This is a genomic window from Halobellus inordinatus (assembly GCF_024464655.1).
Taxonomy (GTDB): domain Archaea; phylum Halobacteriota; class Halobacteria; order Halobacteriales; family Haloferacaceae; genus Haloquadratum; species Haloquadratum inordinatus.
On the sequence record NZ_JANHAV010000002.1, the window covers coordinates 137,952 to 163,487 of the forward strand.

Consider the following 25,536-nt stretch of genomic DNA (forward strand, 5'->3'; position numbering starts at 1 on the left):
CTGTCGAGCGCAACGTGCTGCCGCCCATGACGCCCCGACCGCGACGCGATTATTGAGCGTCGCCGGTCTCGATCGGCGCGCCGACGAGGTTGCCCCACTCCGTCCAGGAGCCGTCGTAGTTGACGACGTCGTCGTAGCCGAGCAGTTCGTGGAGCGCGAACCACGCGATCGAGGAGCGCTCGCCGATCCGGCAGTAGGCGACGGTCGTCTTCGACCCGTCGATGCCTTCCTCGGCGTAGAGTTCACGGAGTTCCTCGGCGGACTTGAACGTCCCGTCGGAGTTGACGGTCGCCGCCCAGGAGATGTTGCTCGCGCCGGGGACGTGGCCGCCGCGCTGAGCCGTCTCCTGCAGTCCCGGCGGTGCGAGGATGTCGCCGCGGAACTCCTCGGGCGAGCGGACGTCGACCAGCGGAAGTCCCTCGTCGACGGCGTGCTGGACGTCGTCGCGGTACGCGCGGATGGACTCGAACGGTCCCTTCGCGGTGTACTCGACGGGGGAGAACTCGGGCACCTCGTCGGTGACCGGGTAGTCGTTGTCGATCCAGTAGTCGCGGCCACCGTTCAGGAGGCGAACGTCGTCGTGGCCGTAGTACTTGAACTGCCAGTAGGTGTAGGCGGCGAACCAATTGGAGTTGTCGCCGTACAGCACTACGGTGGAGTCCTCGGAGATGCCGTGGCTGCCGAGGAGGTCGGCGAAGTCTTCCTTGTCGAGGATGTCGCGCGTGGTCTGATCCTGCAGTTGGCTCTCCCAGTTGAAGCCGATCGCACCGGGGGCGTGGCTGTCGTCGTACGCTTCCGTGTCCACGTCGACTTCCACCAGTCGATACGCGGGGTCGTCGCTCTGGAACTCGTCGAGGTGCTCCTCTACCCACTCGGGGGAGACGAGCACGTCTTTGGCGTAACCGTCGTCTGTCATTGCGTCCTTCTATACACCCCCATCCGGTATAATCCTCACAGCTACGGCGTGTACTGCCCATCCTCGCATTATCCAGAGAATTTTGCCGCATTAATAGGGCGTGACAGGATTCGGGGGCGCGACGGCGTCCACACGACGACCTCCCTCGTCTCGACGCCCGAATTAATAGGTAATATAATCCCATTTCTCTGACAGCGGGCGAACCACGCCAACATCGGCCACGTTGAAGGGTGCTGCGCCGGTACTGGTAGCTATGTACGAGAACGTCGTCGTCTCGGCCGACTGGCTGGCGTCGCGACTCGACGAGGTGCGGGTGATAGACGTTCGGGACGCGTGGGAGTACGACGGCATCGGCCACGTTCCGGGCGCGGTGAGCGTGCCGTTCGAGACGTTCCGCAGCGAGGCGGGCGACGAGGGGATGCTTCCCGGCGCGGAGACGTGGGAGTCGCTGCTATCGGACGCCGGCGTCGGCCCGGACGACGACGTGGTCGCCTACGACGACACGCACGGCGTCTTCGCGGCGCGCTTTCTCGTGACTGCGGAACTGTACGGCCACCCGCCGGAGCGCCTCCACCTCCTCGACGGCGACTACAGCGCGTGGAACCGCGACCACGAGACGACCTCCGAGTCGCCGTCGCCGACGGCGACCTCGTATTCGGTTCGAGAACCCGAACACTCGCCGCTCGTCGACTACGAGACGGTTCGCGCGGCGCTCGACGAGCCGAATACCGTCGTCGTCGACACCCGCGACCCAGAGGAGTACGCCGAGGGCCACCTCCCCGGCGCGGTCAACCTCGACTGGCGCGAACTCGTCGACGACGAGACGCGCGGGCTCAAGCCCGGGTCGGAACTCACGGACTCCCTCGCGGACGTCGGCGTGACGCCCGACGCGCGCGTGATCCTCTACTGTAACACGGCCCGGCGAATCAGCCACACCTACGTCGTGTTGCGCTCGCTCGGCTACGCCGACGTGGGGTTCTACGAGGGCAGCCTGACCGAGTGGACCGAGCGCGGCGGTCCGCTGGAAACCGCGTAGGTCGAATGGTTTTATCAGCGCGCCCCGGGAGCATCAGGTATGCCGATGCGTCAGCTTCGCACCTGTGACTTCTGCGGCGACGACGCGGCGGGGGTCTACGAGGTCCTCCCGCCGGAACTGTCGCCGACCGAGGCCGAACAGCGACGGGTCGTCCTCTGTGCCGACTGTTTAGAGACGCTCGAAGGCGTGCTCGATCCGCTCCTCGCGCGTCTCGGCGTCGGCCGGAGCGACGAGGACGGCCCCGACCGCTCCGTGACTCCCGCGGCGTCGAGCGGCGCGCCCGACTCTCCGGAGTCGGCTCCGGCCCCGGATTCGCAGTCCCCTGCCGACGCCGCTGCTGCTGATACCGCCGCTGCCGATTCGAGTGAGTCGACCGATACCGACGCAGCGCCCGAGACGGAGGCGGGCACGGACACAGAGGCGGAGGCGGACACGGATATTGAGACGGATATGGACGAAGAGACGGACGCGGACGCGGACGCGGACACAGAATCAGCGACGGGGGCCGACCCCGATTCGGACGACGCTTCCTGGGAGGACGCCAGGTCGCCACCGCCGCTCGGCGAGAACGAGGAATCGGCGCCGTCGATGCCCGACGCCGCCAGCAACGGCACGGCAGAGGCTGACGCGTCATCCCCGCCGGAATCGTCGTCGGAGGCTCCCGAGCGCGCGTCGGAGTCGTCGACGACTGACGAGGAACCCGAGGAGTTCAGGACTGTGATGCGCCTGCTCGGCAATCGCGAGTTCCCGATCCCGCGGGCGGAGATCGTCGAACTGGCGGCGGGTGCGTACGATCTCGAGGAGTCGCACGTCGAACAGATTCTGGAGTACGCGGTCGACCGCGGCCTCCTCGTGGACGACAGCGGGACGCTCCGGAAGGCCTGAAGACGGGGCGCTACTGCCTAGAGTTCGCCTTTGGTGCTCGGGGTGTCGCTCCGGCGCGGGTCGACCCGCGTGGCGTCGTCGAGCGAGCGCGCGAGCGCCTTGAACAGCGCTTCGACCTCGTGGTGAGCGTTGACGCCCTCGACCTCGGTGTGCAGCGTCAGTCCGGCGTTCATCGCCAGCGAGTACGCGAAGTGCCGCGCCATATCGCTCGTGAAGTCGCCGATCTGTGCCTGGGAGAAGTCCCCGTCGAAAGCGAAGTGCGGCCGCCCGCTCACGTCGACGACGACGCCCGCGACTGCCTCGTCCAGCGGGACCTTCCGATCGGCGTAGCGGACGATGCCGCGCTTGTCGCCGAGCGCCTCCGCGAAGGCTTCGCCGAGGACGATCGCGACGTCCTCGACGGTGTGGTGGTCGTCGATGTCGAGATCGCCGTCGCAGTGGACGGTCAGATCGAACAAGCCGTGCTTCGCGAACGATTCGAGCATATGATCGAAGAAGCCGACGCCCGTGTCGACCGCGGCGTCGCCGTCGCCGTCGATCGTGAGCGTGAGGTCGATCGTCGTCTCCGAGGTCTCGCGGGAGACGGCCGCGGTGCGCTTCGTTCCGTCGTCGTCGCTCATACCGGCGAGTCGACGCGCGCGCCTATCACCGTTGTGCCTCGCTCGCTCCCGTGTCGCGCCCGCCGGGGTGCCGACTCGCCCCCGACAACGAGCGAAAGTGGTACGTCCCGGGCGCGCGACGCTCCGGTATGCGCATCGCCGTGCCCAACAAGGGCCGCCTGCACGAACCGAGCGTCGACCTCCTCGAACGCGCCGGCCTCCACATCGAGAGCGCCGCCGACCGGAAACTCTACGCCGACACCGTCGATCCCGACGTGAGCGTCCTGTTCGCCCGCGCGGCCGACATCCCGGAGTACGTCTCAGACGGGGCCGCCGCGGTCGGCATCACCGGCCGCGATCAGGCCGTCGAATCCGGGTGTGACCTCGTGGAACTCCTCGATCTCGAGTTCGGCCGCTGCCGACTCGTCCTCGCGGCGCCCGAGGACGGCGACATCTCCGATCCCGCCGACGTCGCGGGCAAGAGCGTCGCGACCGAGTTCCCGCGGATCACACAGCAGTACCTCGAGGAGGAGGGGATCGACGCCGACGTCGTCGAGGTGACGGGCGCGACGGAACTGACGCCGCACGTCGAGATGGCCGACGCCATCGTCGATATCACCTCGACGGGGACGACGCTGCGGATGAACCGCCTCGCGGTCGTCGACGAGGTGCTCGAATCGTCGGTGCGGCTGTACGCTCACCCGGACTACGCCGACGACTCGAAGGTCGAACAGCTCGTGACGGCCTTCGAATCCGTGCTCGCCGCGGAAGACAAGCGCTACGTGATGATGAACGCGCCGCGGGATCGCCTCGACGACGTCCGCGAGGTCATCCCGGGTCTCGGCGGTCCGACGGTGATGGACGTCGCGGGCGACGACACCGTCGCGGTCCACGTCGTCGTCGAGGAACACGACGTCTTCGAGGTCGTCAACGACCTGAAGGCCGTCGGGGCCTCGGGAATCCTCGTCACCGAGATTGAGCGACTCGTCGAGTGAGTTGAGAGCGGCGCGCGAGCGGACGGAAGGGGAGCCCAGCCTACCCCGGCGCGCTCGTCAGGAGCGCCAGCACGCCGAAGATGATGGTTCCGAGGATGACGCTGACGACGAAGTGGATGAGCGTGATGTACGCCGACAGCCGCCGCGTCTGCTCGTAGAGCAGCGCGATCGCGACCCCATCGAGGACGAGCGCAGCCGCGAGCCCCACGAAAGGATTCACCCCGAACGTCGTGACGAGGATGGCGACGACGGCGGGAACGGGACCGACGACGAACGCGTTGCGGACGGGGACGTCTCCGAGGACGTTGCGGGCGGCGATGTGTGCGGTGATCGACAGGAAGATCGCGAACGAGGCGAACGTTCCGGCGATCGCGATCGGACTCCCGGCAGCGGTGGATTGGATGGGCAGCAACATACAGAACGAATCGAGAGCGTCGAGAGCGCGACCTCAGTCCTCTAGCAGGCCGAGTTCGCTCAGCCGAGAGACGATGACGTCGACGGCCTCGCGGGCGTCGTCGGGCTCTTTGCCGCCGGTGATGACGAGCTTCCCCGATCCGAACAGCAGCGCGACTACCGCGGGCTCGTCGAGCCGGTAGACGAGCCCCGGGAACTGCTCGGGCTCGTATTCGATGTTCTCCAGCCCGAGCCCGATGGCGATGGCGTTGAGGTTGAGATTGCGACCGAGATCCGCGGAGGTGACGATGTTCTGAACGGTGATCTCGGGGTCGTCGTCGACGGGGATCTGCAGATCACGGAGCTTCTCGAAGACGATGTGGAGGCTCTCGTGAACGTCGTCGGTCGACTTCGCGCCGGTACAGACGATCTTGCCGGAACGGAAGATGAGCGCCGCAGACTTTGGCTCCTGGGTCCGGTACACGAGACCGGGAAACTGCTCGGGGTCGTAATCAGCACCTTCGAGGTCCATCGCCACGCTCTGGAGGTCGAGCTCCTGACCGATTCCGGTGGAGGCGACGACGTTCTCGATGTTGATGGTGTCCTTGGGGTCGCTCATTGACGACTTAAACGACGTATTTAAGGTTTAAAAAGGTTGGTGCGGGTGCCGACAGGCCGCAAGCACCGGACGGCGCGGCGTCTGGGGGGCGCGAACTGCCGGGACCGCGCTTTTGGAATTCCTGGATTCGACGTGCAATCGCTACTATCATTGGCGGGCAGAGCGAGGGACGAGCGTGTACTGTCTGGAACTCGCGGGCGAGGCGGACGACGAGGCGTTCGCCGCCCTGGAGGCCGACCGCGCCGCTGCGTCGGCCGTCACGCGCGTCGCCCCGGGACTCGCCACCGCCCGCGGCGTCCGTCTCGACCGCGTGCCGACGCTCGCGTACACGCGCCGCGTCTCCGAACTCCTCGGCCGGACCGACGCGTCGGTGTCGAGTGCGGTCGCGCTCCTCGAAGCGGCCTCGATCGAGCGGCGCGGCAGCGTCGCCGTGCGGGCGCGGAACGTCCGCGCGACGGCCGAGGTGAGCACCGCGACGGCCGAGCGCGAACTCGGTGGGGTGCTCGTCGACCGCGGCTTCTCGGTCGACCTCGACGACCCCGATCACGAGCTCCGCGTCTGTTTCGCCGACGACGTCTGTCTCGTCGGCTGGATCGCCGCCGAGCGCGACGCGGCCTTCGGTTCGCGCGCGCCGACGGATCGGCCGTTCTTCCAGCCCGGGAGTATGGCCCCGATGGACGCCCGCGCGTACGTCAACCTCGCGGCCGGCCCGGCGCTCCCGGATGCGACGGTGCTCGATCCGATGTGTGGCACTGGCGGCCTGCTCATCGAAGCGGGGCTCGTCGGCGCGCGCGCCGTCGGCTCGGACGCCCAGCCAAAGATGGCACACGGCGCGGCCGAGAACCTCGACTACTACCTCTCTGAGACCGACTGGGGCGTCGTCCGCGGCGACGCCACTGCACTCCCGTTCGCCGACGACGCGGTCGACGCCGTCGTCTTCGACGCGCCCTACGGTCGCCAGTCGAAGATCGCCGGGCACGAACTCGCGGACCTCGTCGGCGGCGCGCTCGCTGAAGCGGCTCGCGTGGCCCCCGCGTGCGTCCTCGTCGCCGACCGCTCCTGGGACGACGAGGCGCGCGAGGCTGGTTGGACCGTCGATGCGCACTTCGAGCGCCGCGTCCACCGGTCGCTGGTCCGACACGTCCACGTGTTACAGCGTGTGTGATCCGCCGCCGTCGGAGTCCGACCCGTCTACCGTTCTCGTGCTGCCAGAATAGACTCGCCGGCGCGGACGCTGTCGCCCTCCTCGATAAATAGATCTTCCCGGTCATAGGCGGGCGGGAGGAGAACGTCCGCGCGCGATCCGAAGTCGATGTGGCCGATCCGCTGTGCGCGCTCGAGGCCGTCGCCGGCGGCGACGTAGGGGTGGATGCGCCGCGCGAACGCACCGGCGATGAGCGAGAGTTCCGCAGGCCCCTCGTCGGTCGCGACGTCGACGTCGACGCGCTCGTTGCGCTCTGACTCCTTCGAGAACGCCGGTCGGTGTGCGCCCGGACGGTGGATGACGCGCTCGACGTGCCCGTCGAACGGCGCGCGGTTCACGTGCACGTCGGTGACGTTCATAAACACGCCCACGCGGAGCTGATCGCCCTCCTCGCGCACGACCGAGATGTAGCCATCGGCGGGCGAGACAACGCCCGGGCCCGTGGGCTGGCGATCGGGATCACGGAAGAACCACGCGACGAAGCCGCCGGCGGCGAGCGCGACGACGGCCAGCGGGAACGCGAACGGCGCGAGTACTGCGGCTGCGGCGAACGCGGGAACTGCAAATCGACGAGCGCCCGGAGCGAAGCGCATCGCTCAGGCCAGCGCCTCCTCGTCGAGTTCCGACTGGCCGCCGGCCCACGCCGCCAGGAGATGGGTGATGTGGAGGCGGCCGTCGTTGCCCTCTGCGAGGTCGAGGTCGACGCGTCCGGCGAGCCGGTGGAGTCGCACGAGGTTCGCCTCGCCGAACTCCTCGGGGTAGGTGTCGGCGACGCGAAGCAGTTCCGAGAGGAGTTCCTGGCCGCCGAAGCCCTCGTCGTCCAGCAGCGACGTCACTTGCTTGCGAGCGTCGGTGATCTCGCTCGTGGCTGCGGCGTCGAGGACGTCCTTCAGCGCGTCGTCGTGGCCGGCCTCCGAGAGCGCCGTCTGTGCCGCGTCGACGGTGATCTCGTCGTCGCCCTCGATCGCAGCGTGCTGGGCGGCGAGTACGGCGTAGCGGAGGTCGCCGTCGGCCTTCGAGGCGATGAGGTTCAGCGCCATCGGCTCGGCGTCGACCTCCTCGACGTCGGCGATATCGACGAGTACGGCTTCGATCTCGTCGGTGGTCGGCGCGCGTACGGGAACGGGGAAACACCGCGAGCGGATCGGCGGGATGAGCTTCGAGGGCTGCCGCGTCGTGATCACGAACTGGGTGCTCTCGTGGTACTGCTCCATCACGCGGCGTAAGGCCTGCTGGAAGTCCTCGCGGATGGTCTCGGCGTTGTCGAGGAGCACTGTCTTGTACGTTCCCGAGGCGGGCTTGTACGACGCGAGCTCCTGCATCACGTGCGAGATCATATCGCGCTTGGACCACTCGCGTTTGTACTTGTTCCCCTTGCCGCCGCGCCGGTACTGTTTCGAGAACGCCGTCTGTCCCTGCAGGAAGCGTTCGAAGCGCGGGTCCTCGCGGATCTCCTTTTTGCTTCGGCTGAAGAAGTCCGCGACGTTGATTTCGACGAGGTCGGCGTCGGGATCCTCGTGCGCCTCGCGGGCGAGCGCGCGGACGGCAGCGGTCTTCCCCACGCCCGGCGGGCCTTGCACGACGAGGTTCATCGGTTCGTCGACGGTGCGGGCGAGTCGCTCTCGGACCTCCTGCTGTGGCAGATCCGAGAGCGAGGGCGCGTGCTTCTCCGTCCACAGGGGCGCGTCCATCGACGGCGAGTAGTCGGCGGGGGGCTAAGAAACTCTCCCTCCGCGGCCGCGACACGCTCGGTAGCCGTTACGGGGCGCGCTCGGTTTCGGGGTCGTTGCGTTCCCGTTCGCGAGTGTCTCCGCGCTGGCCCTCATCGTACTCCTGTCCCCGCTCTTGCGCTCTCCCCTGCTCGATGCGTTCGCGGGCGTTCTCGGGGGTGTCCGTCTCCAAGAGGACTTCGAGCTTCCGCTCGAACTGATCCTCGGAGAGGTCACCACGCGCGTAGCGGTCACGAATCCGGTCGAGCGCGGCGTCGACGCCTCCGTCGGCGCCGTTCCACTGGTCACCACCCACTGTACCGTCTGACCGTTCGACCCGAGGAGTACGCGCCGTCGACGAATCGGTCTCTGCTTCGGCGCGTTGTCTCCTACGAGCGAGTGAGACCAGCGGAACGACGACCGCGTAGCCGACGACGAAGACGAGCCAGAAGTCGACCGCGGCGAGCAGCGGGACGCCGAAGAGCGATCCGAGCCCGGCTCCGAGGACCACGAGCGCGGTGGCGGCGACGACGGGGTCGTCCGAGTCGGCGGGACCGAAGCCCACTCGGTCCAGTCGGTCTCGGCGATCGTCCATACCCGTCGGTTCGGGAGGACGACCAAAAAGATACGCCGCACCGATATGATCCGACACGGGTTTACCCCGTCGCCTCCCAGAACCGGATATATCGATGCGCGTGACATTTCTCGGGACGGGTGGGGCCGTACCGACGACCGAGCGGGGGCCGAGTGCGTTCCTCCTCGAACGGGAGGGGGAACGGCTCCTGTTCGACTGCGGGGAGGGCACCCAGCGGCAGATGATGCGGTTCGGGACCGGATTCTCGGTCTCGCACGTGTTCGTCACGCACCTCCACGGCGATCACGTCCTCGGCATTCCGGGGCTGATCCAGACGCTCGACTTCAACGACCGCGAGGAGCCGATCGCAATCCACGGTCCACCGGGCTCGAAGGGCCACCTCGAACGCCTCGTCGAAGCCGGCGGCTATCGACCGAGTTTCCCCGTCACGGTCCACGAATCCCGTCCCGGCGGCGTCGCGCTCGACGCCGAGGACTACGAGGTTCGAACCTTCGCCACCGAACACCGGGGCGCGAGTTCGATCGGCTACGCGCTCGTCGAGGACGACCGCCGCGGTCGTTTCGACCGCGAGAAGGCCGAGGAACTGGGCGTTCCCGTCGGTCCGAAGTTCAGCCAACTCCACGACGGCGACTCCGTCGAACTCGACGACGGGACGGTCATCTCTCCCGAGCAGGTCGTCGGCGACCCCCGTCCTGGACGGAGCTTCGTCTACACGGGCGACACTCGCCCGGTCGACGCCACCGTCGAAGTCGTCGACGAGCCCGACCTGCTCGTCCACGACGCCACCTTCGCGACGGAGTGGGCCGACCGCGCGCGTCAGACGGGCCACTCGACCGCCCGCGAGGCCGCCGAGGTCGCCAACCGCACCGGTGCGAAGCGGCTCGCGCTCACGCACATCTCCTCGCGGTACGCCGGCGACGCCTCGCCGATCGAACGCGAGGCGAAACAGACGTTCTCCGGCGATCGAGCGTTCGTCCCCGACGACGGACAGAAAGTCGAGATTCCGTATCCAGACGACGAGTGAGCGACGGCTCGTCGTGATCGGATCTGGTTTGCGAACAGCCGGCCACGAGTGTTCCCGCGCGGGGAGGCCGGACAACCGCTGACCGGCGCGGGGTGAGCGTTACGTCACGGCGGCGATGGCCCCGGCCTCCGGTATAAACGCTCGTGATGCACTCCGGCGTGGCATATATATCCGCAGACGCCCAAACGACGGTGTGAACGACCGGACGAGCGCACTCGACACCCTCGTCTTCGGCGTGGACATCCAGAGTGGCGACGTCCGCGGGGACGCGCCCTCGTACGCCCTCGTCGCCTTCGATGGCGAGAACGTCGACCGCGACGTGGTCTCCCACCGAAAGCTCCGCCGCCTCCTCGACCGCGAGGAACCGGCGATGCTCGCGACCGACAATATGTACGAGCTGGCGGCCGACAAGGACGAACTCGTCCACTTTCTGCGGGCGCTTCCGGCGGAGACGAAACTCGTGCAGGTGACTGGCGCAGAGCGGCCGGAACCGCTCTCGCGCGTCGCCTCCAGACACGGCGTTCCCTACGGGAAGAAGCCGATGAAGGAGGCCGAAGCCGCGGCACGGCTCGCGGCGGCGAACGTCGGATACGAGGTGGCGGCGTTCGGCGACACCACGACGGTCAAGGTGTCTCGCGGGCGCTCGACCGGCAAGGGCGGGTGGAGCCAGGACCGCTACACGCGGCGGATTCACGGCTCCGTGAAGCGCCGCTCTCGTGAGGTCCAAGAGCGGCTCCGACAGGCCGACCTCGAATTCGAAAAAGAAGTCACAGAGAAGTACGGCGGCTACGCGAACGCCGTGTTCACGGTCGAAGCGCCGCCGGCCGACATTCCGGTCTCCCGCGGTCGCTCCGGCGACACGCGAATCGAGATCGAACGTGAGCGCCACGACGGCATCGAGTTCGAGCCGTTAGTCAAGCGGCGCGACCACGTCGTCGTCGGGATCGACCCCGGGACGACGACGGCCGCGGCGGTCGTCGGCCTCGACGGATCCGTCCTCGACGTCTACTCGACGCGGACCGCCGATACGGCCGACGTGATCGAGTGGCTCATCGAGCGCGGGCGACCGATCGTCGTCGCGGCCGACGTCACGCCGATGCCCGAGACCGTCGAGAAGTTCCGGCGGAGCTTCGACGCCGCCGCGTGGACGCCGCATTCGGACCTCCCGGTCGACGAGAAGCTCCATCGCACGCGCGAGGCCGCCTACGAGAACGACCACCAGCGGGATGCCCTTGCCGCGGCGCTGTTCGCCCTCGACGACCACGAGGACCAGTTCGAGCGCATCTCACAGAAGGTGCCGCCGGACGTCGAGCGCGGTACGGTAATCTCCCGCGTCGTCGCGGGCGAGGAGTCCGTCGAGGCCGTCCTCCGTGACCTCCGGGACGACGAAGACGACGAGGAGTCCGAACCCGAACACGAGGAGCGCGAACTCACCGACGACGAAAAGGAGATTCGGCGGCTTCGCAAGCGCGTCGAACGCCTCGAATCGCACGTCGACGACCTCAACGAGACGATCGACGAGCGCGAGGCGACGATCGAGGAGTACAAAGAGAAACTCTCGGAGGCAAAGCGCGAGGAGCGCCGGAAGGCCAGAGAGCGCCGCGAGGTAAAACGTCTCGAACGCGAGAACGACCGGCTCGAACGGCGCGTCGAGACCTTAGAGGAGGAAAACGAGGAACTCGACGGGAAGTTAGAGCGACTGAAACGTCTCTGGAAGCTCGATCACTCGAACTTCGCCGACGTCGACACCGACGGCGACCTCGTCTCTGTGAAGGTGATCGAGCAGTTCACGCGGGACGCCATCGAGACGACAGACGAGCAGTACGGCCTCGCGGCGGGCGACGTCGTCTACCTTCGTGACGCCTCCGGGGCCGGGCGATCGACCGCCGAACGGCTGGCGGACGTCGATCCACTCGTCGTCCTCCGCTCGGGCGGCAACCTCTCGGGGATGGCTGACCAGATTCTCTTCGAGCACGACATCCCCGTCGCGCCCGCCGACGACGTCGCGATCCAGGAAGTCGACGAACTCGCGGTCGCCAGCGAGGCCGACGTCGAGGCCGCGATCGACGACTGGGAGCGTCGCGCGGAGGAACGCCGGAAAGAACGGAAGGCGTCGATGGTCGATCAGATCATCTCCGAGCACCGCGCGGAGACGCGCAGCGAGAGCCGATAACGGATTTTATCCCCTCACCGAGCGCGAGCGGTGGCATCGACTTCGTAGGGCGCGTCAGGCTGACCGAGGAAGTAGTACACGACGAAGCCCACGAACGGGAGGAAAAAGCACAGCGCCGTCCACGCTAGCACGGCATCGCTCCCGCGCCCCGTCGCGTCGAGGTAGACCCACCCCGGCAGCGCGACGTGGGCGACGAGGAAGTACAGCGCGAAGCCCGCGAAGTACGCGAACGTCCCGACGTCGGTGACGACGATCCACATCACGAGCAGCGGCAGGAACGCCACGGCGACCAACCCCCCGAGGACGATGAGCGGCGAACGGGTCGTTGCCATCGCCGATCCGTTGGGACCGCGTGCGTATGACGCTTTCCAGTGGGGTCGGCAGTCGCCCCGGTAGTCTCTGCACGGACTGCGTCCGACCCACTTCTTTACAACGCCGCGCGAGGTATCTACGGCCGACTATGAGTTCGATGCCGAGCCGGACGCTTCCGAGTGGCGATGAACTCCCGATCGTTGGCTACGGGACGTGGGACAGTTCGGGCGAGGACCTCCGCGACGGCCTTCGAACCGCGCTCGATGCGGGCTACACCCACATCGACACCGCCGAGGGCTACCAGAACGAGGACACGATCGGTGAGGTCATCGCCGAGTACGACCGCGACGACCTCTTTTTGACGTCGAAGGTGCTCCCCTCGAACCTCCACTACGAGGACGTCCTGGAGTCGCTGTCGGCATCGCTCGACCGCCTCGGCACCGACTACCTCGACCTGTATCTGATCCACTGGCCGAACCCGACTATTTCGCTGCGCGAGACGTTCCAGGCGCTCGAACGCGCGTACGACGACGGCCTGATCCGCAACGTCGGCGTGAGCAACTTCACGCCCTATCAGCTCCGGTTCGCCCAGAAGGTCGCCGACGTACCGATCGCCGCGAACCAGATCGAGTTCCACCCCTGGTACTTCCAGGAGGACCACCTCGAATTCTGTGACGAACACGACATCGTCGTCGAAGCGTCGGCCCCGCTGGCCCGCGCGGAGTTCCTCGACGACCCGCTCGTGACCGAACCAGCCGACGCCTACGGCGTCTCGCCCGCCCAGATCGTCCTGAAGTGGGCGGTCGAGAAAGGCGTCGTCGTGCTCCCGAAGTCGTCGGACCCCGACCACATCGAGTCGAACATCGACCTCTTCGACTGGGACCTCGACGCGGACACGGTCGCCCGCCTCGACGGCGTCGACCGGATGGAGAACGTCTATATGATCGACCTCGACGACGAGATCTACGGGATTCCGTCGTAACCGCGTCGCGGTCGGCGGCGTCCCCGATCCTGTCCGCGAGGACATCCCAGAAGTCATATGCCGGAGTCGCGATTCTGCGCACGTATGGACGCCTACGAGCAGATCACCCGGAACGTCTCCGAGGTGGTCACAGAGGACGAAGTGCGCGCGCTAGCCGAATCCCCGGACGGAAAGCGGGCGTACGTCGGCTATGAGCCCTCCGGCGTCCTCCACATCGGTCACATGCTGACCGCGAACAAACTCATCGAACTCCAGGAGGCGGGCTTCGAGATCGTCGTGCTGTTGGCCGACGTCCACGCCTACCTCAACGACAAGGGGACGTTCGACGAGATTCGCGAGACGGCGACCCGAATGCAAGAGCAGTTCGTCGCCTACGGCCTCGAGGAGTCCCAGACCGAATTCGTCCTCGGCTCTGAGTTCCAACTCGACGAGGAGTACGTGCTCGACCTGCACGCGCTCGAACTCGAAACGTCGCTCTCGCGGGCCGAGCGCGCGATGGCGGAGATTCAGAGCGGCGACACCGCGACCGTCGCACAGGCGGTCTACCCGCTGATGCAGGCGCTCGACATCGTCTATCTCGACGTCGACCTCGCGATCGGCGGGATGGAACAGCGCAAGGTGCATATGCTCGCCCGCGACACGCTGCCGAGCATCGACGCCGACGCGCCGACGTGTCTTCACACGCCCTTGATCGCGGATCTGACGACCGGCATCGGCAAGATGTCGACTTCCTCGGGCGTCTCCATCTCGATGGAAGACTCCGCGTCGGACATCGAAGACAAGGTCAACAAGGCGTACTGCCCGCCGACCGCGGATCCAGAGCCGACAGACGAGGGACAAGAGCGGGAGAACCCCGTCCTCCAGATCTTCGAGTACCACATCTTCCCGCGCTTCGGCGAAGTCGTCGTCGAACGCCCCGAGCAGTACGGCGGCGATCTGACCTACGAGCGTTACCAGGACCTCGAAGACGACCTCGAATCCGGCGAACTCCACCCGGCGGACGCGAAGGGCGCGCTCACGACGTACCTGAACGACCTCATCGCGCCCGGTCGCGAGAAGATCCGCGAGCAGCGGGACTGATAGTGATTACTCTCACTGTGTACCGCCGAGCGCCACTCCCGGAGGCGATGGTCGGCGGTAAGAGACGAGAGTAATCATTATGAAGCTCCGCCGTCGGTCTCCCCCACCGACGTCGCCTCCTTGCCACTGCGGCCGTCTGACGCCCGTCTTGCTGAGATTGATATTCGCGAGCCGCTAATTTACCCGATTATGGGGATCAAGGGAGTAGTGCTCGGCACGTATGCGCTCTGTCTCGGGGGACTGCTGTTGTTCTCGGACTCGGGCGTCGCGACCGGGTTGGGGGTAACGCTCGTCGCGCTCACGGGCGTCGCAGTCGTCGCTCAGTACGGGACTATACAGTAGCGTTTGCAAGCGTTCGCACGCTGACCGAGTTGCAAACGCTACTGTACAGCCATCGCGTCCGCGAGAGTGAACGTCCCTTCGTAGAGCGCGGTCCCGACGACGACAGCCGCCGCGCCGGCGTCTTTCAGCGTTCGGACGTCGTCGAGCGACGCGACCCCGCCGGAGGCGACGACCGGGATGTCGACGGCGTCGACGACGCGGCGCGTCACGCCCGCCTGGACGCCCTCGTGTTGGCCTTCGACGTCGACGTCGGTGAACAGAATCGCGCCCGCGCCGAGGTCCGCATAGCGCGCCGCGGCGTCTGCGGGATCGAGTCCGGTGCCCTCGGTCCACCCGGAGACGACGACCTCGCCGTCTTTGGCGTCGAGGCTCACCATCACGCGTCCGGGGTACTCCGCGGAGATCTCTTCGACCAGTTCGGGCTCTTCGACGGCCGCTGTCCCGAGAATGACGCGCTCGACGCCGCGGTCGAGCAGGTCGATCGCGTCCGCCGCAGTGCGAATCCCGCCGCCGAGTTGCACCGGCACGTCGACGGCGTCGACGACGGCCTCGACCGCGTCGGCGTTCTGTCTCTCGCCCTCGAACGCCCCGTCGAGATCGACGAGGTGCAGGGTCTCGGCGCCGGCGTCGACCCAGCGCTCGGCGGCCGCGACCGGGTCGCCGTAGCGTTTCTCGGTGCCGCGTTCGCCCTGTACGAGCTGGACGACCTCGCCGTCCTGCATATCGACCGCGGGGACGACCTCGAAAGTGGGGAATGGATCGCTCACGCGCGAGTGTCGGCGGGGGAGCGGCCTAAAGTCTCCGGAGCGAGGGGCCGCTGCGCGGTCAGATCGGATGCGGCACCGCGAAGTCACGACTCGGTCGGGGCGGCGTTCACTCGGTCAGCGGCAGCAGGATGCCGAACACGAACGGGGACAGCAGTGCGAGCAACACGCCGAGGAACTCGGCGTCGACGAGCAGCGTGTGCTCCCACGCGGGCACAGCCGCGCCGGTCGTAGCGATCGCAAACTCACCGAGCGCACCGACTGCGAACAGCCCGATTCCGAGGAGGAAACTCCGTTTCGTGAGGGTCGGGTAGTCCAGGTTGCCGTATCGACCTGTCATATATGATGGACAATCGCAGATATTAATATACGTTCCTCTTGCGAACCAAAAGAGTCACACCAGTGACTCCTCGATAGGACGGTATGACTACCGCACCCCTCGAACTCGTTCCCGAACTGCTTGAGGTCCTGTTTTTCAGTCTGGGCTCCGTCGGCCTCTCGCTCGTCGGGGCGTCTCTCGAACGCTTCGCGCTCACGAGCGCCCAGGGCGGCGAGCTAACGCTCGGCCTGTGGGCCGCGATCATCGGCGCCGTCGCGCTGTATTTCGCGTACTACGTCGCCGTCGACAAGGCCCTGCCGACGATGACCGAGTTCAAGCGCGCTCTCGGCGGCGCTGCCGAGTGACGCGTTGAACCAATCGAGCCGGTGCCGGCGCGCGATTGCTCGTCCGGCTCACGGCAGGCGATCGGCGCTCTCTGACCGGCGATTCCTTCGCAACCGCTTTTACGGCGCGATGAGGAAGACGACGTAATGAAACTGTTCGGTTCGAGCGGCACTCGCGGCGTCGTCGGCGACGGCCTGACGCCCGAGTTCGTCCTCCGCGTCGCGAAGGCGGCGGGGACAGTGTGGGAGACGGACCGCGCCGTCGTCGCACGCGACACCCGAACCACCGGCGAGATGCTCGCGAATGCGGCCGTGAGCGGCTTAGAGAGCGTCGGCGTCGACGTCGACCGGCTCGGGACGACCCCGACGCCGAGCGCCGTCCGCTACGCCGGCGAGTACGAGCGTCCGGGGATCATCATCACGGCCTCGCACAACCCGCCGGAGTACAACGGCGTCAAACTCGTCGGCGCCGACGGCGTCGAACTCAGCGTTGCCGACCTCGAACGGATCGAAGAGCACGTTCTCAGTGAGGACTTCGGGACCGCCGCCTGGGACGAGGTCGGCGCCTCACGAACGATCGACGCAGTCAACCGCGAGTACGTCGAGGAGCTCCTCGCGTCGGTCGACCGCGAGACGATCGCCGACGCCGACCTCACCGTCGCGCTCGACCCGGGCCACGGCGCGGGCGCGCTCACGAGCCCCGAGTTCTACCGCGAACTCGGCTGTGAGGTCGTCACCGTTAACGCCAACCCCGACGGGCACTTCCCCGGCCGCGAGTCCGAGCCAGTCGAACCGAACCTCGCCGACCTCAAATCGCTCGTGAAGGCGGCCGACGCGGACGTCGGCATCGCCCACGACGGCGACGCCGATCGAGCCGTCTTCGTCGACGAGACCGGCGCGTTTGTCGCGGGCGAAGCGTCGCTCGCCGCGCTGGCCGCCGCCGAACTGGAGGCAGGCGACACGACTGTCGCTGCCGTCAACGTCTCGCAGCGGCTCGTCGACGTCTGTGAGGAGGTCGGCGCCGCGCTCGAACTGACCCCGATCGGCTCGACGAACATCATCACCCGGATTCGGGAACTCCGCACGATGGATGCGCACGTCCCGATCGCCGGCGAGGGCAACGGCGGGATCTTCTTCCCCGAATACCGACTCGTCCGCGACGGCGCATACGTCGGCGCGAAGTTCCTCGAACTCGTCGCCGAGCGCCCCGTGACCGAGATCATCGCCCCCTACACCGACTACGAGAACGTCCGCATCAACCTCGAATACGACACGGACGCGGAACTCGACGCGATGCTCGGCGCGGCCCGCGAGTTCGCCGAGTCCGCGGACGCCGACCCGAACACGATCGACGGGTACCGCCTCGATTACGGTGACGCCTGGGTGCTGGTCCGTCCCTCCGGCACCGAACCGAAAGTGCGCGTCTACGCCGAGGCGCGCTCGGAGTCACGTGCTCGTATTCTCGCCGAGGAGGCGGCCGACGCACTCCGCGCCGCGCTTGAGGAGTGAGGCTGTCGCCTGCGTCGTCCAGCGTGTTCGGGCGTTCAGAGTCCCCAGTTGTCCACAGCTCCCAGTCGTCCAGAGTTCTCAGTTGTCCTGACGTGAGGACGCCGCCGTTCACAGCGCGAAAAACCCGAATAGCAGACAGACCACGCCGAGCACCAGGAGGACGAAGCCGCGCTCGACGGAGACGTCGTCGCGGCGGTTCGTCGCCGACTCGGTCGTCGTCGGAGTCGAGTCGTCCGACGAGGACCGCTCGCCGGGTGGTTCGAGCCAATCTGTCGGGTGTGCGAGCCCCGTCTCGGTCCCCGCGTCGAGTCGCTCGTCGCCGTCGGCGTCGAGTCGTTCGAGCGCGCGCTTCGTCCGCAGCGACCGCGCCCCGTAGTAGAGGCTGAGTGCCCCGGCTGCGAACGCCACCGCCGAGACGGCGACCATCAGCCCTGTTGCCTGCCGGTCTCGTTCGCGTCCTCCAGCGCCGCCGACAGGCGCTCGCGGGCGTCGCGGAGGCGTTCCAGTTCGGCTGCTGCGACGCCGGACTGAACGCGCTCGCGTTCGTCGGCGTCGAGTTCTTCGTGCGCGCGAGCGGCGAGCCTGAGATCCGCGTAGTCGTCGCGACGGGTCAGATCCCGCACCTCTCGAAGCCGTGCGACAGTCTCCTCGGAGGCGAACCGTCCGAGTAGCGAGATCGCTTCGCCGGCGAAGCGGCGGAGCGTCCCCGCCGACGGCGGCGGGAGCGAGACGGTCAACGGCTCGGCCGAGAGCCGTTCGAGGTACGTTCGGTGGACGGCGACGCTCGTCTGGAGCGTTGCGGGGTCCTCGGCGTAGTGATCCAGTTTCGACCCGGAGTAATCGGCATACTCCAAGAGCGTCGGAATCGGTTCGTCGGCGTCGGGACTCTCCCGAACGAACTCGCGGAGGTCGCGCGGCGGCGACCGGAACGCGACGAGCGGGAACGACTCCGCCCGTTCGAGGAACTCGATCACGGCGGTCGCCGACGCCGACTCGTAGAACGACTGGAACTCGGCGCTGACGGCGTCGTTGTACGCCTCGATCGGGTCTCGGAGTTTCTCGACCGGCGCGCCGAGGTCGGCGTCGGCGAAGGCGAGCGTCTCCGCACGCGATTCGATCTCCTCGTCGAGGTCGCGGAGACAGAGCTTCGCGTCCCGGCGTGCCTCCGAGAGCGTCTCTTTCGTCTCTTCGCGCCGGTCGAGGAGGTCGACGTACTCCGCGGCGGGTTCGAGGTCCTCGCGCGCCGCGTCGAAGTGGTCCTCGCTGAGTCGCCGTCGGTCCATCCGCTCGGCGGCGGCCTCGAAGCCGTCGTGCGCCGGGACCGACTCCGGGAGGTCTTCGACGAGGCCGAGAAAGCGATCCTGGAACTCGACGTACGCCTGGAAATCCCCCGTCCCGGTGGCGGAGTCCTCGTAGTTCTCGAACAGTCGGATCGACTTCCGGTAGGCGTCCGCAGCGGCGACGACGGACTCCTCGCCCACGTCCTCGATCCGCGATTCCACCTTCTCGCGCCGCTCGCGCGCCGCCTGCAGGTCCTCGATCCGCGCGTCGACTTCGGCGAGCAGCGCATCCACGTCGGCGTCGTCAGCCGTCGATTCCGGTCCGGACATCGGTCCTTACTCGTACACCGCGTCGGGATCGAACACTTGCTCGCCGACGTTCTCGCCGTCGATCGTCCGGTAGAAACACGAGCGGTGGCCGGTGTGGCACGCACCGCCCGTCTGGTCGACGAGATACAGAAGCGTGTCGGCGTCGCAGTCGACGCGAATCTCCTGAACCTCCTGGGTGTGGCCGCTCGTCGCGCCCTTCTCCCAGAGTTCGTCGCGACTGCGGGAGTAGTAGTGTGCGCGCCCCGTCTCGCGCGTTCGTTCGAGCGCCGCCGGTGAGACGTACGCCAGCATCAACACCTCGCCGGAGTCGGCGTCCTGTGCGACGGCGGGGACGAGTCCGTCATCGCCGAAGTCCACCTCGACGTCGTCGGTCATTACCTCGACCGAGGAGTGTCCGTCCGATAGGTCTTTTGCCCCGTTCTGGACCCGAAATCGCGCTGTCATAAAAATAGTTTGACAAAATAGTGAAACTCCAGAAAACCCAAAACTACGACCGCAGACTGATCGCAATGACTGACCCTCCAGATGGAGAAATCGTCCATCGGACTCTCGAGACGGATCGAGAACAGCCGGTCGTCCAGATTGCAGAGGTCGTCGCCGAACTCGAAGGAAAGAGCCACGAACAACTGACGACGACGTACGAGCACCTCGATCACGTTCTCGAATACATATTCACCACGCCGCCGGTCCCGGAAGCACAGGTGGAAATTACGTTCAGCTACGAGGGATACCGAATCACCGTCGAGCAGGACGGGAGTGCGCAGTTCGTCAAAACGTGACTCGGCCGGCGCTCACAGCACGCCGAGCGCCCCGAGGACGCCGAACACGACGTCGCCGTACGTGAACGCCAGCAGTGTCCCGACGAACATCGGGACGATGAACGGGATGCCCGGCGAGATCCACACGTCGTTCTGATCGGCGACGATCTCTAGGCCGCCGCGGAGTTTCTCCGGTGTCGTGCCGTAGGCCGTCCCGTCGATGCTGTCGAGGAACGCCTCCGCACCCCACTGATCGTCGGCGCTGACGTCAGTGTCGCTCGCGGCGGCCGCTCTGCCGTTCGTATCGCTCGCGAGTGCCGTTCCCTCATCCGTTCCGCCGTCAGTGTCGATATCGGCCGCTCCCGTCTCGGGAACCGGTGAGTCGCTCTCGACGCCGACTGCGCCGTCTGTCGGCTCGTACGTCGCACCGATGCTCTCGGGGTCCCGGAACCCATCGGGGTCCGCCCGGAGGTCGGCGAGGTTCGCGCCGCGCCAGCGGAGGTACATCCGCAGTGCGTCGATGTCGAGGCCGTTCCGCGAGAAGCCGTCGGGCGTCTCGAACAGGCGGCCGTGCGCCGTCGAGAGCGCCGAGACGTCGATCCGCCGGCCGAGGAAGACGACCGGAAATCGGACGTCGCCGTCGAGCAGATTCCGTCCCGCGAGCGCGAGCGGATAGACGGCCGCGAGGACGACCGTGTTCGTCAGGACAGTCATCGAGAAGACGCCGAGCGTCGTCACAGTCGAGGGCAGCGTGAACCCCGCGAAGTAGTACGTCGGAAACGTCGGGAGGAGAATCGCGATCGTGATGAGCGCCTTCGCGTCTGCGCCCCCGAAGCCGCCGAGCAGCCAGAAGATGTAGGCGATCGGTGCGACGAGAAAGAGGCTGATCGCGACGCGCACGAAGAACAAGACGTCCGCAGACGTCGCCATCGAGACGTGTCCGAGGGCGTCCCACACGACCAAGAGGACGCCCAGCGCGACCAGCGGGTACCAGGTCCGACTCGGCACCCGTCGCGTCTCGACGTCCCGCCACGCCGCCCACCCGAGGACCGGGAGGACGGCCAACCGAAGCAGATCCGGTACGCTGGCGAACATACAGGGGAAGTGACCCCGGGGGAGTTGTAGTTTGCGTCTGCGTCGGCTCTACCTCGCACACCGCGTCGGCGCTCACACGTGACAACTACGACACTCGCTGGCCCGTCGTCTTCCATCCAAGCTTACTCGCCGGGCGACTCGACGACGCCCAGTTGTTGGAGGAAGCTGAGGTTGTCGGGCAGCACCCACCATTCAGCGACCTTTCCGTCCTCCAACCGGAGGAAAGCCATCGTCTGATGCTCGAACTCGTTGCCGGTCGGTTCGATCCCCATCAACTCCCCGTCGTGGACGCCGCGCTCTGTCAACCTGGCAGCGACGGTATCTCCCTCCGCGATCATATCCTCGACGGTCACCGTGTAGTCCGAAAACGCGTCGAGCGTCTCCGCGAAGCTCTCTTTGATCTCTTCGTGGCCACGGAAATCACGCATTGGGCTGTGTTCCACCGCGTCCGTCGCATACAGCTCCTCGACTGCGTCGAGGTTTCTCTGTTCCAGTACGTCTCGCAGGATCCGATGGGCGATTTCTTTGTTTTCCTCACTCGACATCGGCGTCCCCTGTATGCTGGAGCCACGACTATTGTTAGCGAGTGCTGTATCGAACTATGACCGACGTAAACGAGAGAAAGGCCCGCCTATTTTCCGGTCGATCAGATCCGGGACGGCGATTGATCTGCAGCGGCGATCGAGGACGGTTCTCCCCGGCGTTGGCCGTCTGCGCTGCCGACGAGGTCGCGGGCGCAAAAAGCGCGAATGTTGGGATTTCGGTTCTCGGTGCGACCGAGAACGGGTGTTAGAGGAACCGTTCGTCGTACAGCCTTCGTTAGATGACGCGGTTCTGGAGGTAGTCGAGGTGCTTCGCGTTGTAGACGATCTTGACCTCGTCGGCTGCCGGCGAGCCGATACAGGTCAGGCGGACGTTCTTTTCGGAGACTTCCTCGTCGGAGAGGATCTGCTGCATATCCATATCGATCTCGCCCTCCTTGAGGATGGACGCGCAGTTCGCGCAGGCACCCGCGCGGCACGAGAAGGGCCAGTCGTAGCCCTGCGCCTCGGCGGCTTCGAGGATGTATTCGCCCTGGTTGACTTCGAGAGAGCCGTAGTCTTCGTCGTCCAGACCCGCGTCAGCGGCCTTCTCGAAGAGGTCGTCGTCGTCCATGTCCCAGCCCTGGTCGTCCAGCACTTCGTAGTTGAGGTATTCTACGGTAGGCATCAGCAAGCGGTTTGTATGCCACCCCATTAGACTTTGCTGTTCGATTCGTCGATTACGAGCGATTGTTCGGGACGTATCACTGCTGTGTGCGGTGACAGTGGGGGTCACTCCGCCGGAGGCGCGGCCGACTGCGACGACTTACAGCGGGACGGCCGCGAAGAGCGCGTACGACGCCGCGGCCGAGAGACTCGGCGTGAGGAGCCAAAAGAAGATCACGCGACCGGTCGTCCCCGGGTCGAACAGATCGGTGCCGCCGAGATCGCGTGCGGACTCTTCGCCCACTGGCGGGACTTCGTCGCTCGTTTCGGTCGTCAGCGCGTCGACGGACATCTCCGGCGCGGTGCCCCCGAGCGCTTCGCCGAGGGTCACCGTCCGCGTGGCGCGACCCCAGCCGAGGCCGACGATGCACATCGTCGCCGAGACGGCGAGACTCGCCGGAATGCCGAGATACGACAGCATCGCGATCAGCGACGCCGACACCGTCTCGACGACGAGCGCGGCCAGGATCGGCAGTTCCGTGAGGTCGTTGCCGACGGTGTCGAGCGTCCGCCGTGCGATGGTGAACGCGCCGAGACCGATCGCGCCGGCCGCGAGGAAGATGCCCTGATTGATCGACACCGCGCCGTTGCCGACGAGCGGGGCGACGGCGTTGGCGGCGTTCGACGCGCCCGCCGAGTAGGCCATATAACAGGCGATGACGACGACGAGGCCGACGCTGCCGAGTTCTCGGGGCGTCGTGTTCGGCCCGAGTCGGGGCCGCGGAAACCCGTCCTCGCGGTCGAGGACGACGATCGGGCCGGGAGAGCGGTCGAGTTTCAGTTTCGCGTCGAGGTAGGGGTAGACGTACCGGCCGATGACCGCACAGACCCAGAAGGCGATCACCGGGGCGACGATCCACCACGAAATGATCTCGAGCATCACGGCTTCGTTCAGCGTTCCGGAGGCGACGCCGAGGCCGGCGATCGCGCCGACCGCCGTCATCGACGTCGACGCGGGGACGCCGAACGTGTTCGAGATGAGGAGCGCCAGGCCGACGAAAAAGAGGACGGCGACGCTGGCGGCGAGCGTGAACTCGCTTTGGGGGACGATGCGCCCGCCCATCGTCTCGATGACTTCGCGCCCGGCGGTCCACGCGCCGAGGAGCGCGAAGCCGGTCATCAGGATCGCCGCGCCCAGTTTCGAGACGAGGTCGCTCCCGACGGCGGGGCCGAACGCGACGCCCGTCGAGGAGCCGCCGATGTTGAAACCGACGAAGACAGCGACGAAGAGACCGACGGCGAGGAGTGTTTCGACCACGACGCGTGGTTTGCAGTACCGGCGGAAAAACGTCACCATCGACGCCGAGAACGCCCGGCACGCCGCAGTAAGATCGGTCAGGCCGCTCGAGTGCGTCCGGGCACGACGCTCATAATGATTACTCTCACTGTGTACCGGTGAGCGCCGGCAATCGAGGTGGCGCTCATCGGTAAGAGACGAGAGTAATCATTATCAGTTCGTCGCGGCGTCGATCGCCTGTTCGAGGTCGGCGATGATGTCGTCGACGTCCTCGATGCCGACCGAGAGGCGGACCATATCGGGCGTCACGCCCGCGGCGTTCTGTTCTTCTTCGGTGAGTTGTTGGTGCGTCGTCGAGGCGGGGTGGATCACGAGCGTCTTCGCGTCGCCGACGTTCGCGACCAGGGAAGCGAGTTCGACGTTGTCGACAGTGTCGCGGGCGGCCTCGTAGCCCGCTTCGAGGCCGAAGGTGATCATCCCGCCGTAGCCGCCCTCTAAGTACTCGGAGGCCTCCTCGTGCGTCTCGTGGCTCTCCAAGCCGGGGTAGTTGATCCACGAGACAGCGTCGTGGCCTTCTAAGAACTCCGCGACGGCCATCGCGTTCTCGCAGTGTCGCTCCATCCGCATCGGCAGCGACTCCAGTTTTTCGAGGGTGTTCCACGCGTCGAACGGCGACTGGGCGTTCCCGAGATCGCGCAGGCCGCGGGCGATGGCCGCGTACGTGAACGCGGCGTCGCCGAAGCGCTCGGCGAAGTTGACGCCGTGGTAGGCGGGGTTCGACGCGCCGATCTCGGGGTACTTCTCGGCGTGCTCGCTCCAGGGGAACGAGCCGCCGTCGACCAGAATCCCACCGATCGTCGTCCCTGCGCCGGTGAGCCACTTGGTCGTGGAGTTCCACACGAGGTCTGCGCCGTGTTCGATCGGGCGGCAGAGATACGGCGTCGCGAAGGTGTTGTCGACGAACAGCGGCACGTCGTGCTCGTGAGCGATGTCGGCGATGCGTTCGATGTCGGGCGTGACGAGCGCGGGGTTGCCGATCGTCTCTAAGTGGACGTACGCCGTGTCCTCGTCGATTGCCTCCTCGTACGCCTCGTAATCGAGCGTGTCGACGAACTTCGTCGTGATCCCGCGTCGCTCGACGGTATGCGTGAAGTAGGTGTAGGTGCCGCCGTACAGCGACGCCGCCGTGACGATGTTGTCGCCGGCGCTGGCGAGCAGGAAGGTCGCGAGGTCGAGTGCGGCCATCCCGGACGCCGTCGCTGCCGCACCGACGCCGCCTTCGAGCGAGGCGAGGCGCTCCTGCAACATTCCGACCGTCGGGTTCATCAGCCGGCTGTAAATGAAGCCCTCCTTCTCTAAGGCGAACTGGCCGGCAGCGTCTTCGGCGTCCTCGAAGACGTAGGAACTCGTCTGATAGATCGGCGGTGCGCGTGAGCCAGTCGTCGGGTCGGGTTCCTGTCCCGCGTGGAGGCTCCGCGTCCCGAATCCGAGTGGTGTGTCGTCGTCGTCAGCCATAGCGCACCCTTCTCGGAGCGGGGGCCTAACGGACGTGGCGCGTGCAATTTCCGCCGGTATCTGCGACGAGCGCTTCTGTCGCGCGGATTTATTTCGTCAGCTAACCGACTGACAATTGTGGAATATGAACCATTCTGGATGGCGACCTGTCGCTGGCCAAGTTACGGAATAGCGCCACCTCCGTGATCCGCCCCGTCATCCTATGGACGTCTACGGTCATCGAAACGGTATTGTAACGGTGCAGAATATGAGGTTAGAGATGACAGACGAGACC

30 protein-coding genes are annotated in these 25,536 nt (G+C 66.6%); 12 read left to right on the forward strand and 18 right to left on the reverse strand.

The features are described 5' to 3' along the window. Positions 1–49 precede the first annotated feature (49 nt). The gene (locus NO347_RS04950) at positions 50–916 is read right to left on the reverse strand and encodes a sulfurtransferase (protein WP_256288550.1); all 867 of its coding nucleotides are present in this window, start codon (positions 914–916) and stop codon (positions 50–52) included. Positions 917–1,169: 253 nt separating this feature from the next. Here NO347_RS04950 and NO347_RS04955 point away from each other — a divergent pair, with 253 nt between their 5' ends. Both NO347_RS04955 and NO347_RS04960 read left to right on the forward strand, forming a co-directional pair. Next, entirely contained in the window at positions 1,170–1,952 is a 783-nt protein-coding gene (locus tag NO347_RS04955) for a sulfurtransferase (protein WP_256288551.1), read from the forward strand. 39 nt (positions 1,953–1,991) lie between these two features. Then, a complete protein-coding gene (locus NO347_RS04960; RefSeq protein WP_256288552.1) occupies positions 1,992–2,837 on the forward strand; it encodes an MSCRAMM family adhesin SdrC in 846 nt (281 codons plus the stop codon). A 17-nt stretch (positions 2,838–2,854) separates the two neighbouring features. Here NO347_RS04960 and hisB read toward each other — a convergent pair whose 3' ends face one another. Further along, positions 2,855–3,457, reverse strand: a complete 603-nt coding sequence (gene hisB, locus NO347_RS04965; protein WP_256288553.1) for an imidazoleglycerol-phosphate dehydratase HisB — start codon at positions 3,455–3,457, stop codon at positions 2,855–2,857. Between the two features lie 128 nt (positions 3,458–3,585). Here hisB and hisG point away from each other — a divergent pair, with 128 nt between their 5' ends. Beyond that, entirely contained in the window at positions 3,586–4,431 is an 846-nt protein-coding gene (hisG, locus tag NO347_RS04970; RefSeq protein WP_256288554.1) for an ATP phosphoribosyltransferase, read from the forward strand. Positions 4,432–4,471: 40 nt separating this feature from the next. Here the strand turns inward: hisG and NO347_RS04975 are convergent, their stop codons facing one another. Both NO347_RS04975 and NO347_RS04980 read right to left on the reverse strand, forming a co-directional pair. Then, complete coding sequence (locus NO347_RS04975) at positions 4,472–4,846, reverse strand: DUF7473 family protein (protein WP_256288555.1); 375 nt, start codon at positions 4,844–4,846, stop codon at positions 4,472–4,474. A gap of 33 nt (positions 4,847–4,879) precedes the next feature. Beyond that, a complete protein-coding gene (locus NO347_RS04980; protein WP_121568755.1) occupies positions 4,880–5,443 on the reverse strand; it encodes a TATA-box-binding protein in 564 nt (187 codons plus the stop codon). Between the two features lie 175 nt (positions 5,444–5,618). On the opposite strand from NO347_RS04980, the gene NO347_RS04985 reads away from it, so the two are divergent. Then, on the forward strand, positions 5,619–6,608 hold the full coding sequence (locus tag NO347_RS04985; protein ID WP_256288556.1) for a methyltransferase domain-containing protein: 990 nt from the start codon (positions 5,619–5,621) through the stop codon (positions 6,606–6,608). Positions 6,609–6,634: 26 nt separating this feature from the next. Here NO347_RS04985 and NO347_RS04990 read toward each other — a convergent pair whose 3' ends face one another. From NO347_RS04990 to NO347_RS05000, 3 genes are all read right to left on the reverse strand, one after another. Next, complete coding sequence (locus tag NO347_RS04990) at positions 6,635–7,240, reverse strand: protein sorting system archaetidylserine decarboxylase (RefSeq protein WP_256288557.1); 606 nt, start codon at positions 7,238–7,240, stop codon at positions 6,635–6,637. A 3-nt stretch (positions 7,241–7,243) separates the two neighbouring features. Then, on the reverse strand, positions 7,244–8,338 hold the full coding sequence (locus tag NO347_RS04995; RefSeq protein WP_256288558.1) for an AAA family ATPase: 1,095 nt from the start codon (positions 8,336–8,338) through the stop codon (positions 7,244–7,246). Positions 8,339–8,405: 67 nt separating this feature from the next. Then, positions 8,406–8,951, reverse strand: coding sequence for an SHOCT domain-containing protein (locus NO347_RS05000; protein WP_256288559.1), 546 nt, complete (start codon positions 8,949–8,951; stop codon positions 8,406–8,408). 94 nt (positions 8,952–9,045) lie between these two features. Here NO347_RS05000 and rnz point away from each other — a divergent pair, with 94 nt between their 5' ends. Together rnz and NO347_RS05010 are read left to right on the forward strand one after the other, a co-directional pair. After that, the gene (gene rnz, locus NO347_RS05005; protein ID WP_305148781.1) at positions 9,046–9,975 is read left to right on the forward strand and encodes a ribonuclease Z; all 930 of its coding nucleotides are present in this window, start codon (positions 9,046–9,048) and stop codon (positions 9,973–9,975) included. Between the two features lie 193 nt (positions 9,976–10,168). Further along, the gene (locus NO347_RS05010) at positions 10,169–12,148 is read left to right on the forward strand and encodes a DUF460 domain-containing protein (RefSeq protein ID WP_256288560.1); all 1,980 of its coding nucleotides are present in this window, start codon (positions 10,169–10,171) and stop codon (positions 12,146–12,148) included. A 14-nt stretch (positions 12,149–12,162) separates the two neighbouring features. On the opposite strand, the gene NO347_RS05015 is transcribed toward NO347_RS05010, so the two are convergent. Further along, entirely contained in the window at positions 12,163–12,480 is a 318-nt protein-coding gene (locus tag NO347_RS05015) for a PLDc N-terminal domain-containing protein (protein WP_256288561.1), read from the reverse strand. Between the two features lie 128 nt (positions 12,481–12,608). Between NO347_RS05015 and NO347_RS05020 the strand changes: the two genes are divergently transcribed. From NO347_RS05020 to NO347_RS05030, 3 genes are all read left to right on the forward strand, one after another. Further along, the gene (locus NO347_RS05020; protein WP_256288562.1) at positions 12,609–13,442 is read left to right on the forward strand and encodes an aldo/keto reductase; all 834 of its coding nucleotides are present in this window, start codon (positions 12,609–12,611) and stop codon (positions 13,440–13,442) included. Between the two features lie 84 nt (positions 13,443–13,526). After that, on the forward strand, positions 13,527–14,522 hold the full coding sequence (locus NO347_RS05025; protein WP_256288563.1) for a tyrosine--tRNA ligase: 996 nt from the start codon (positions 13,527–13,529) through the stop codon (positions 14,520–14,522). Positions 14,523–14,711: 189 nt separating this feature from the next. Then, positions 14,712–14,864, forward strand: coding sequence for a hypothetical protein (locus NO347_RS05030; protein ID WP_256288564.1), 153 nt, complete (start codon positions 14,712–14,714; stop codon positions 14,862–14,864). 38 nt (positions 14,865–14,902) lie between these two features. On the opposite strand, the gene hisA is transcribed toward NO347_RS05030, so the two are convergent. Continuing rightward, positions 14,903–15,631 carry a 1-(5-phosphoribosyl)-5-[(5-phosphoribosylamino)methylideneamino]imidazole-4-carboxamide isomerase gene (gene hisA / locus NO347_RS05035; protein ID WP_121568746.1) on the reverse strand — a complete coding sequence of 243 codons (729 nt, stop codon included), beginning with the start codon at positions 15,629–15,631 and terminating at the stop codon, positions 14,903–14,905. Between the two features lie 106 nt (positions 15,632–15,737). Beyond that, the gene (locus NO347_RS05040) at positions 15,738–15,968 is read right to left on the reverse strand and encodes a DUF7860 family protein (RefSeq protein WP_256288565.1); all 231 of its coding nucleotides are present in this window, start codon (positions 15,966–15,968) and stop codon (positions 15,738–15,740) included. A gap of 83 nt (positions 15,969–16,051) precedes the next feature. Here NO347_RS05040 and NO347_RS05045 point away from each other — a divergent pair, with 83 nt between their 5' ends. After that, positions 16,052–16,312 carry a DUF8151 family protein gene (locus NO347_RS05045; RefSeq protein WP_256288566.1) on the forward strand — a complete coding sequence of 87 codons (261 nt, stop codon included), beginning with the start codon at positions 16,052–16,054 and terminating at the stop codon, positions 16,310–16,312. A gap of 126 nt (positions 16,313–16,438) precedes the next feature. Next, a complete protein-coding gene (gene glmM, locus NO347_RS05050) occupies positions 16,439–17,800 on the forward strand; it encodes a phosphoglucosamine mutase (RefSeq protein WP_256288567.1) in 1,362 nt (453 codons plus the stop codon). 108 nt (positions 17,801–17,908) lie between these two features. Here glmM and NO347_RS05055 read toward each other — a convergent pair whose 3' ends face one another. Genes NO347_RS05055 through hisI form a run of 3 tightly spaced genes read right to left on the reverse strand, consistent with a single transcriptional unit; the run spans position 17,909 to position 19,785 of the window. Continuing rightward, positions 17,909–18,226 carry a hypothetical protein gene (locus NO347_RS05055; protein ID WP_256288568.1) on the reverse strand — a complete coding sequence of 106 codons (318 nt, stop codon included), beginning with the start codon at positions 18,224–18,226 and terminating at the stop codon, positions 17,909–17,911. Further along, the gene (locus NO347_RS05060) at positions 18,226–19,410 is read right to left on the reverse strand and encodes a DUF7118 family protein (protein WP_256288569.1); all 1,185 of its coding nucleotides are present in this window, start codon (positions 19,408–19,410) and stop codon (positions 18,226–18,228) included. The genes NO347_RS05055 and NO347_RS05060 overlap by 1 nt, the downstream gene beginning before the upstream one ends. A gap of 6 nt (positions 19,411–19,416) precedes the next feature. Beyond that, positions 19,417–19,785 (reverse strand): phosphoribosyl-AMP cyclohydrolase, encoded by a 369-nt coding sequence (hisI, locus tag NO347_RS05065; RefSeq protein ID WP_256288570.1) that lies wholly within the window; start codon positions 19,783–19,785, stop codon positions 19,417–19,419. 134 nt (positions 19,786–19,919) lie between these two features. Here hisI and NO347_RS05070 point away from each other — a divergent pair, with 134 nt between their 5' ends. Continuing rightward, positions 19,920–20,189, forward strand: a complete 270-nt coding sequence (locus NO347_RS05070; protein WP_256288571.1) for a HalOD1 output domain-containing protein — start codon at positions 19,920–19,922, stop codon at positions 20,187–20,189. Positions 20,190–20,201: 12 nt separating this feature from the next. On the opposite strand, the gene NO347_RS05075 is transcribed toward NO347_RS05070, so the two are convergent. The 5 genes from NO347_RS05075 to NO347_RS05095 form a co-directional block, all read right to left on the reverse strand. Then, complete coding sequence (locus NO347_RS05075) at positions 20,202–21,263, reverse strand: A24 family peptidase (protein ID WP_256288572.1); 1,062 nt, start codon at positions 21,261–21,263, stop codon at positions 20,202–20,204. 122 nt (positions 21,264–21,385) lie between these two features. Continuing rightward, positions 21,386–21,808 (reverse strand): ester cyclase, encoded by a 423-nt coding sequence (locus tag NO347_RS05080; RefSeq protein ID WP_256288573.1) that lies wholly within the window; start codon positions 21,806–21,808, stop codon positions 21,386–21,388. A 274-nt stretch (positions 21,809–22,082) separates the two neighbouring features. Further along, positions 22,083–22,472 (reverse strand): ferredoxin Fer, encoded by a 390-nt coding sequence (fer, locus tag NO347_RS05085; RefSeq protein WP_256288574.1) that lies wholly within the window; start codon positions 22,470–22,472, stop codon positions 22,083–22,085. 138 nt (positions 22,473–22,610) lie between these two features. After that, positions 22,611–23,768 (reverse strand): inorganic phosphate transporter, encoded by a 1,158-nt coding sequence (locus NO347_RS05090; RefSeq protein WP_256288575.1) that lies wholly within the window; start codon positions 23,766–23,768, stop codon positions 22,611–22,613. A 192-nt stretch (positions 23,769–23,960) separates the two neighbouring features. Then, the gene (locus NO347_RS05095) at positions 23,961–25,262 is read right to left on the reverse strand and encodes an O-acetylhomoserine aminocarboxypropyltransferase/cysteine synthase family protein (RefSeq protein WP_256288576.1); all 1,302 of its coding nucleotides are present in this window, start codon (positions 25,260–25,262) and stop codon (positions 23,961–23,963) included. Between the last annotated feature and the right edge of the window lie 274 nt (positions 25,263–25,536).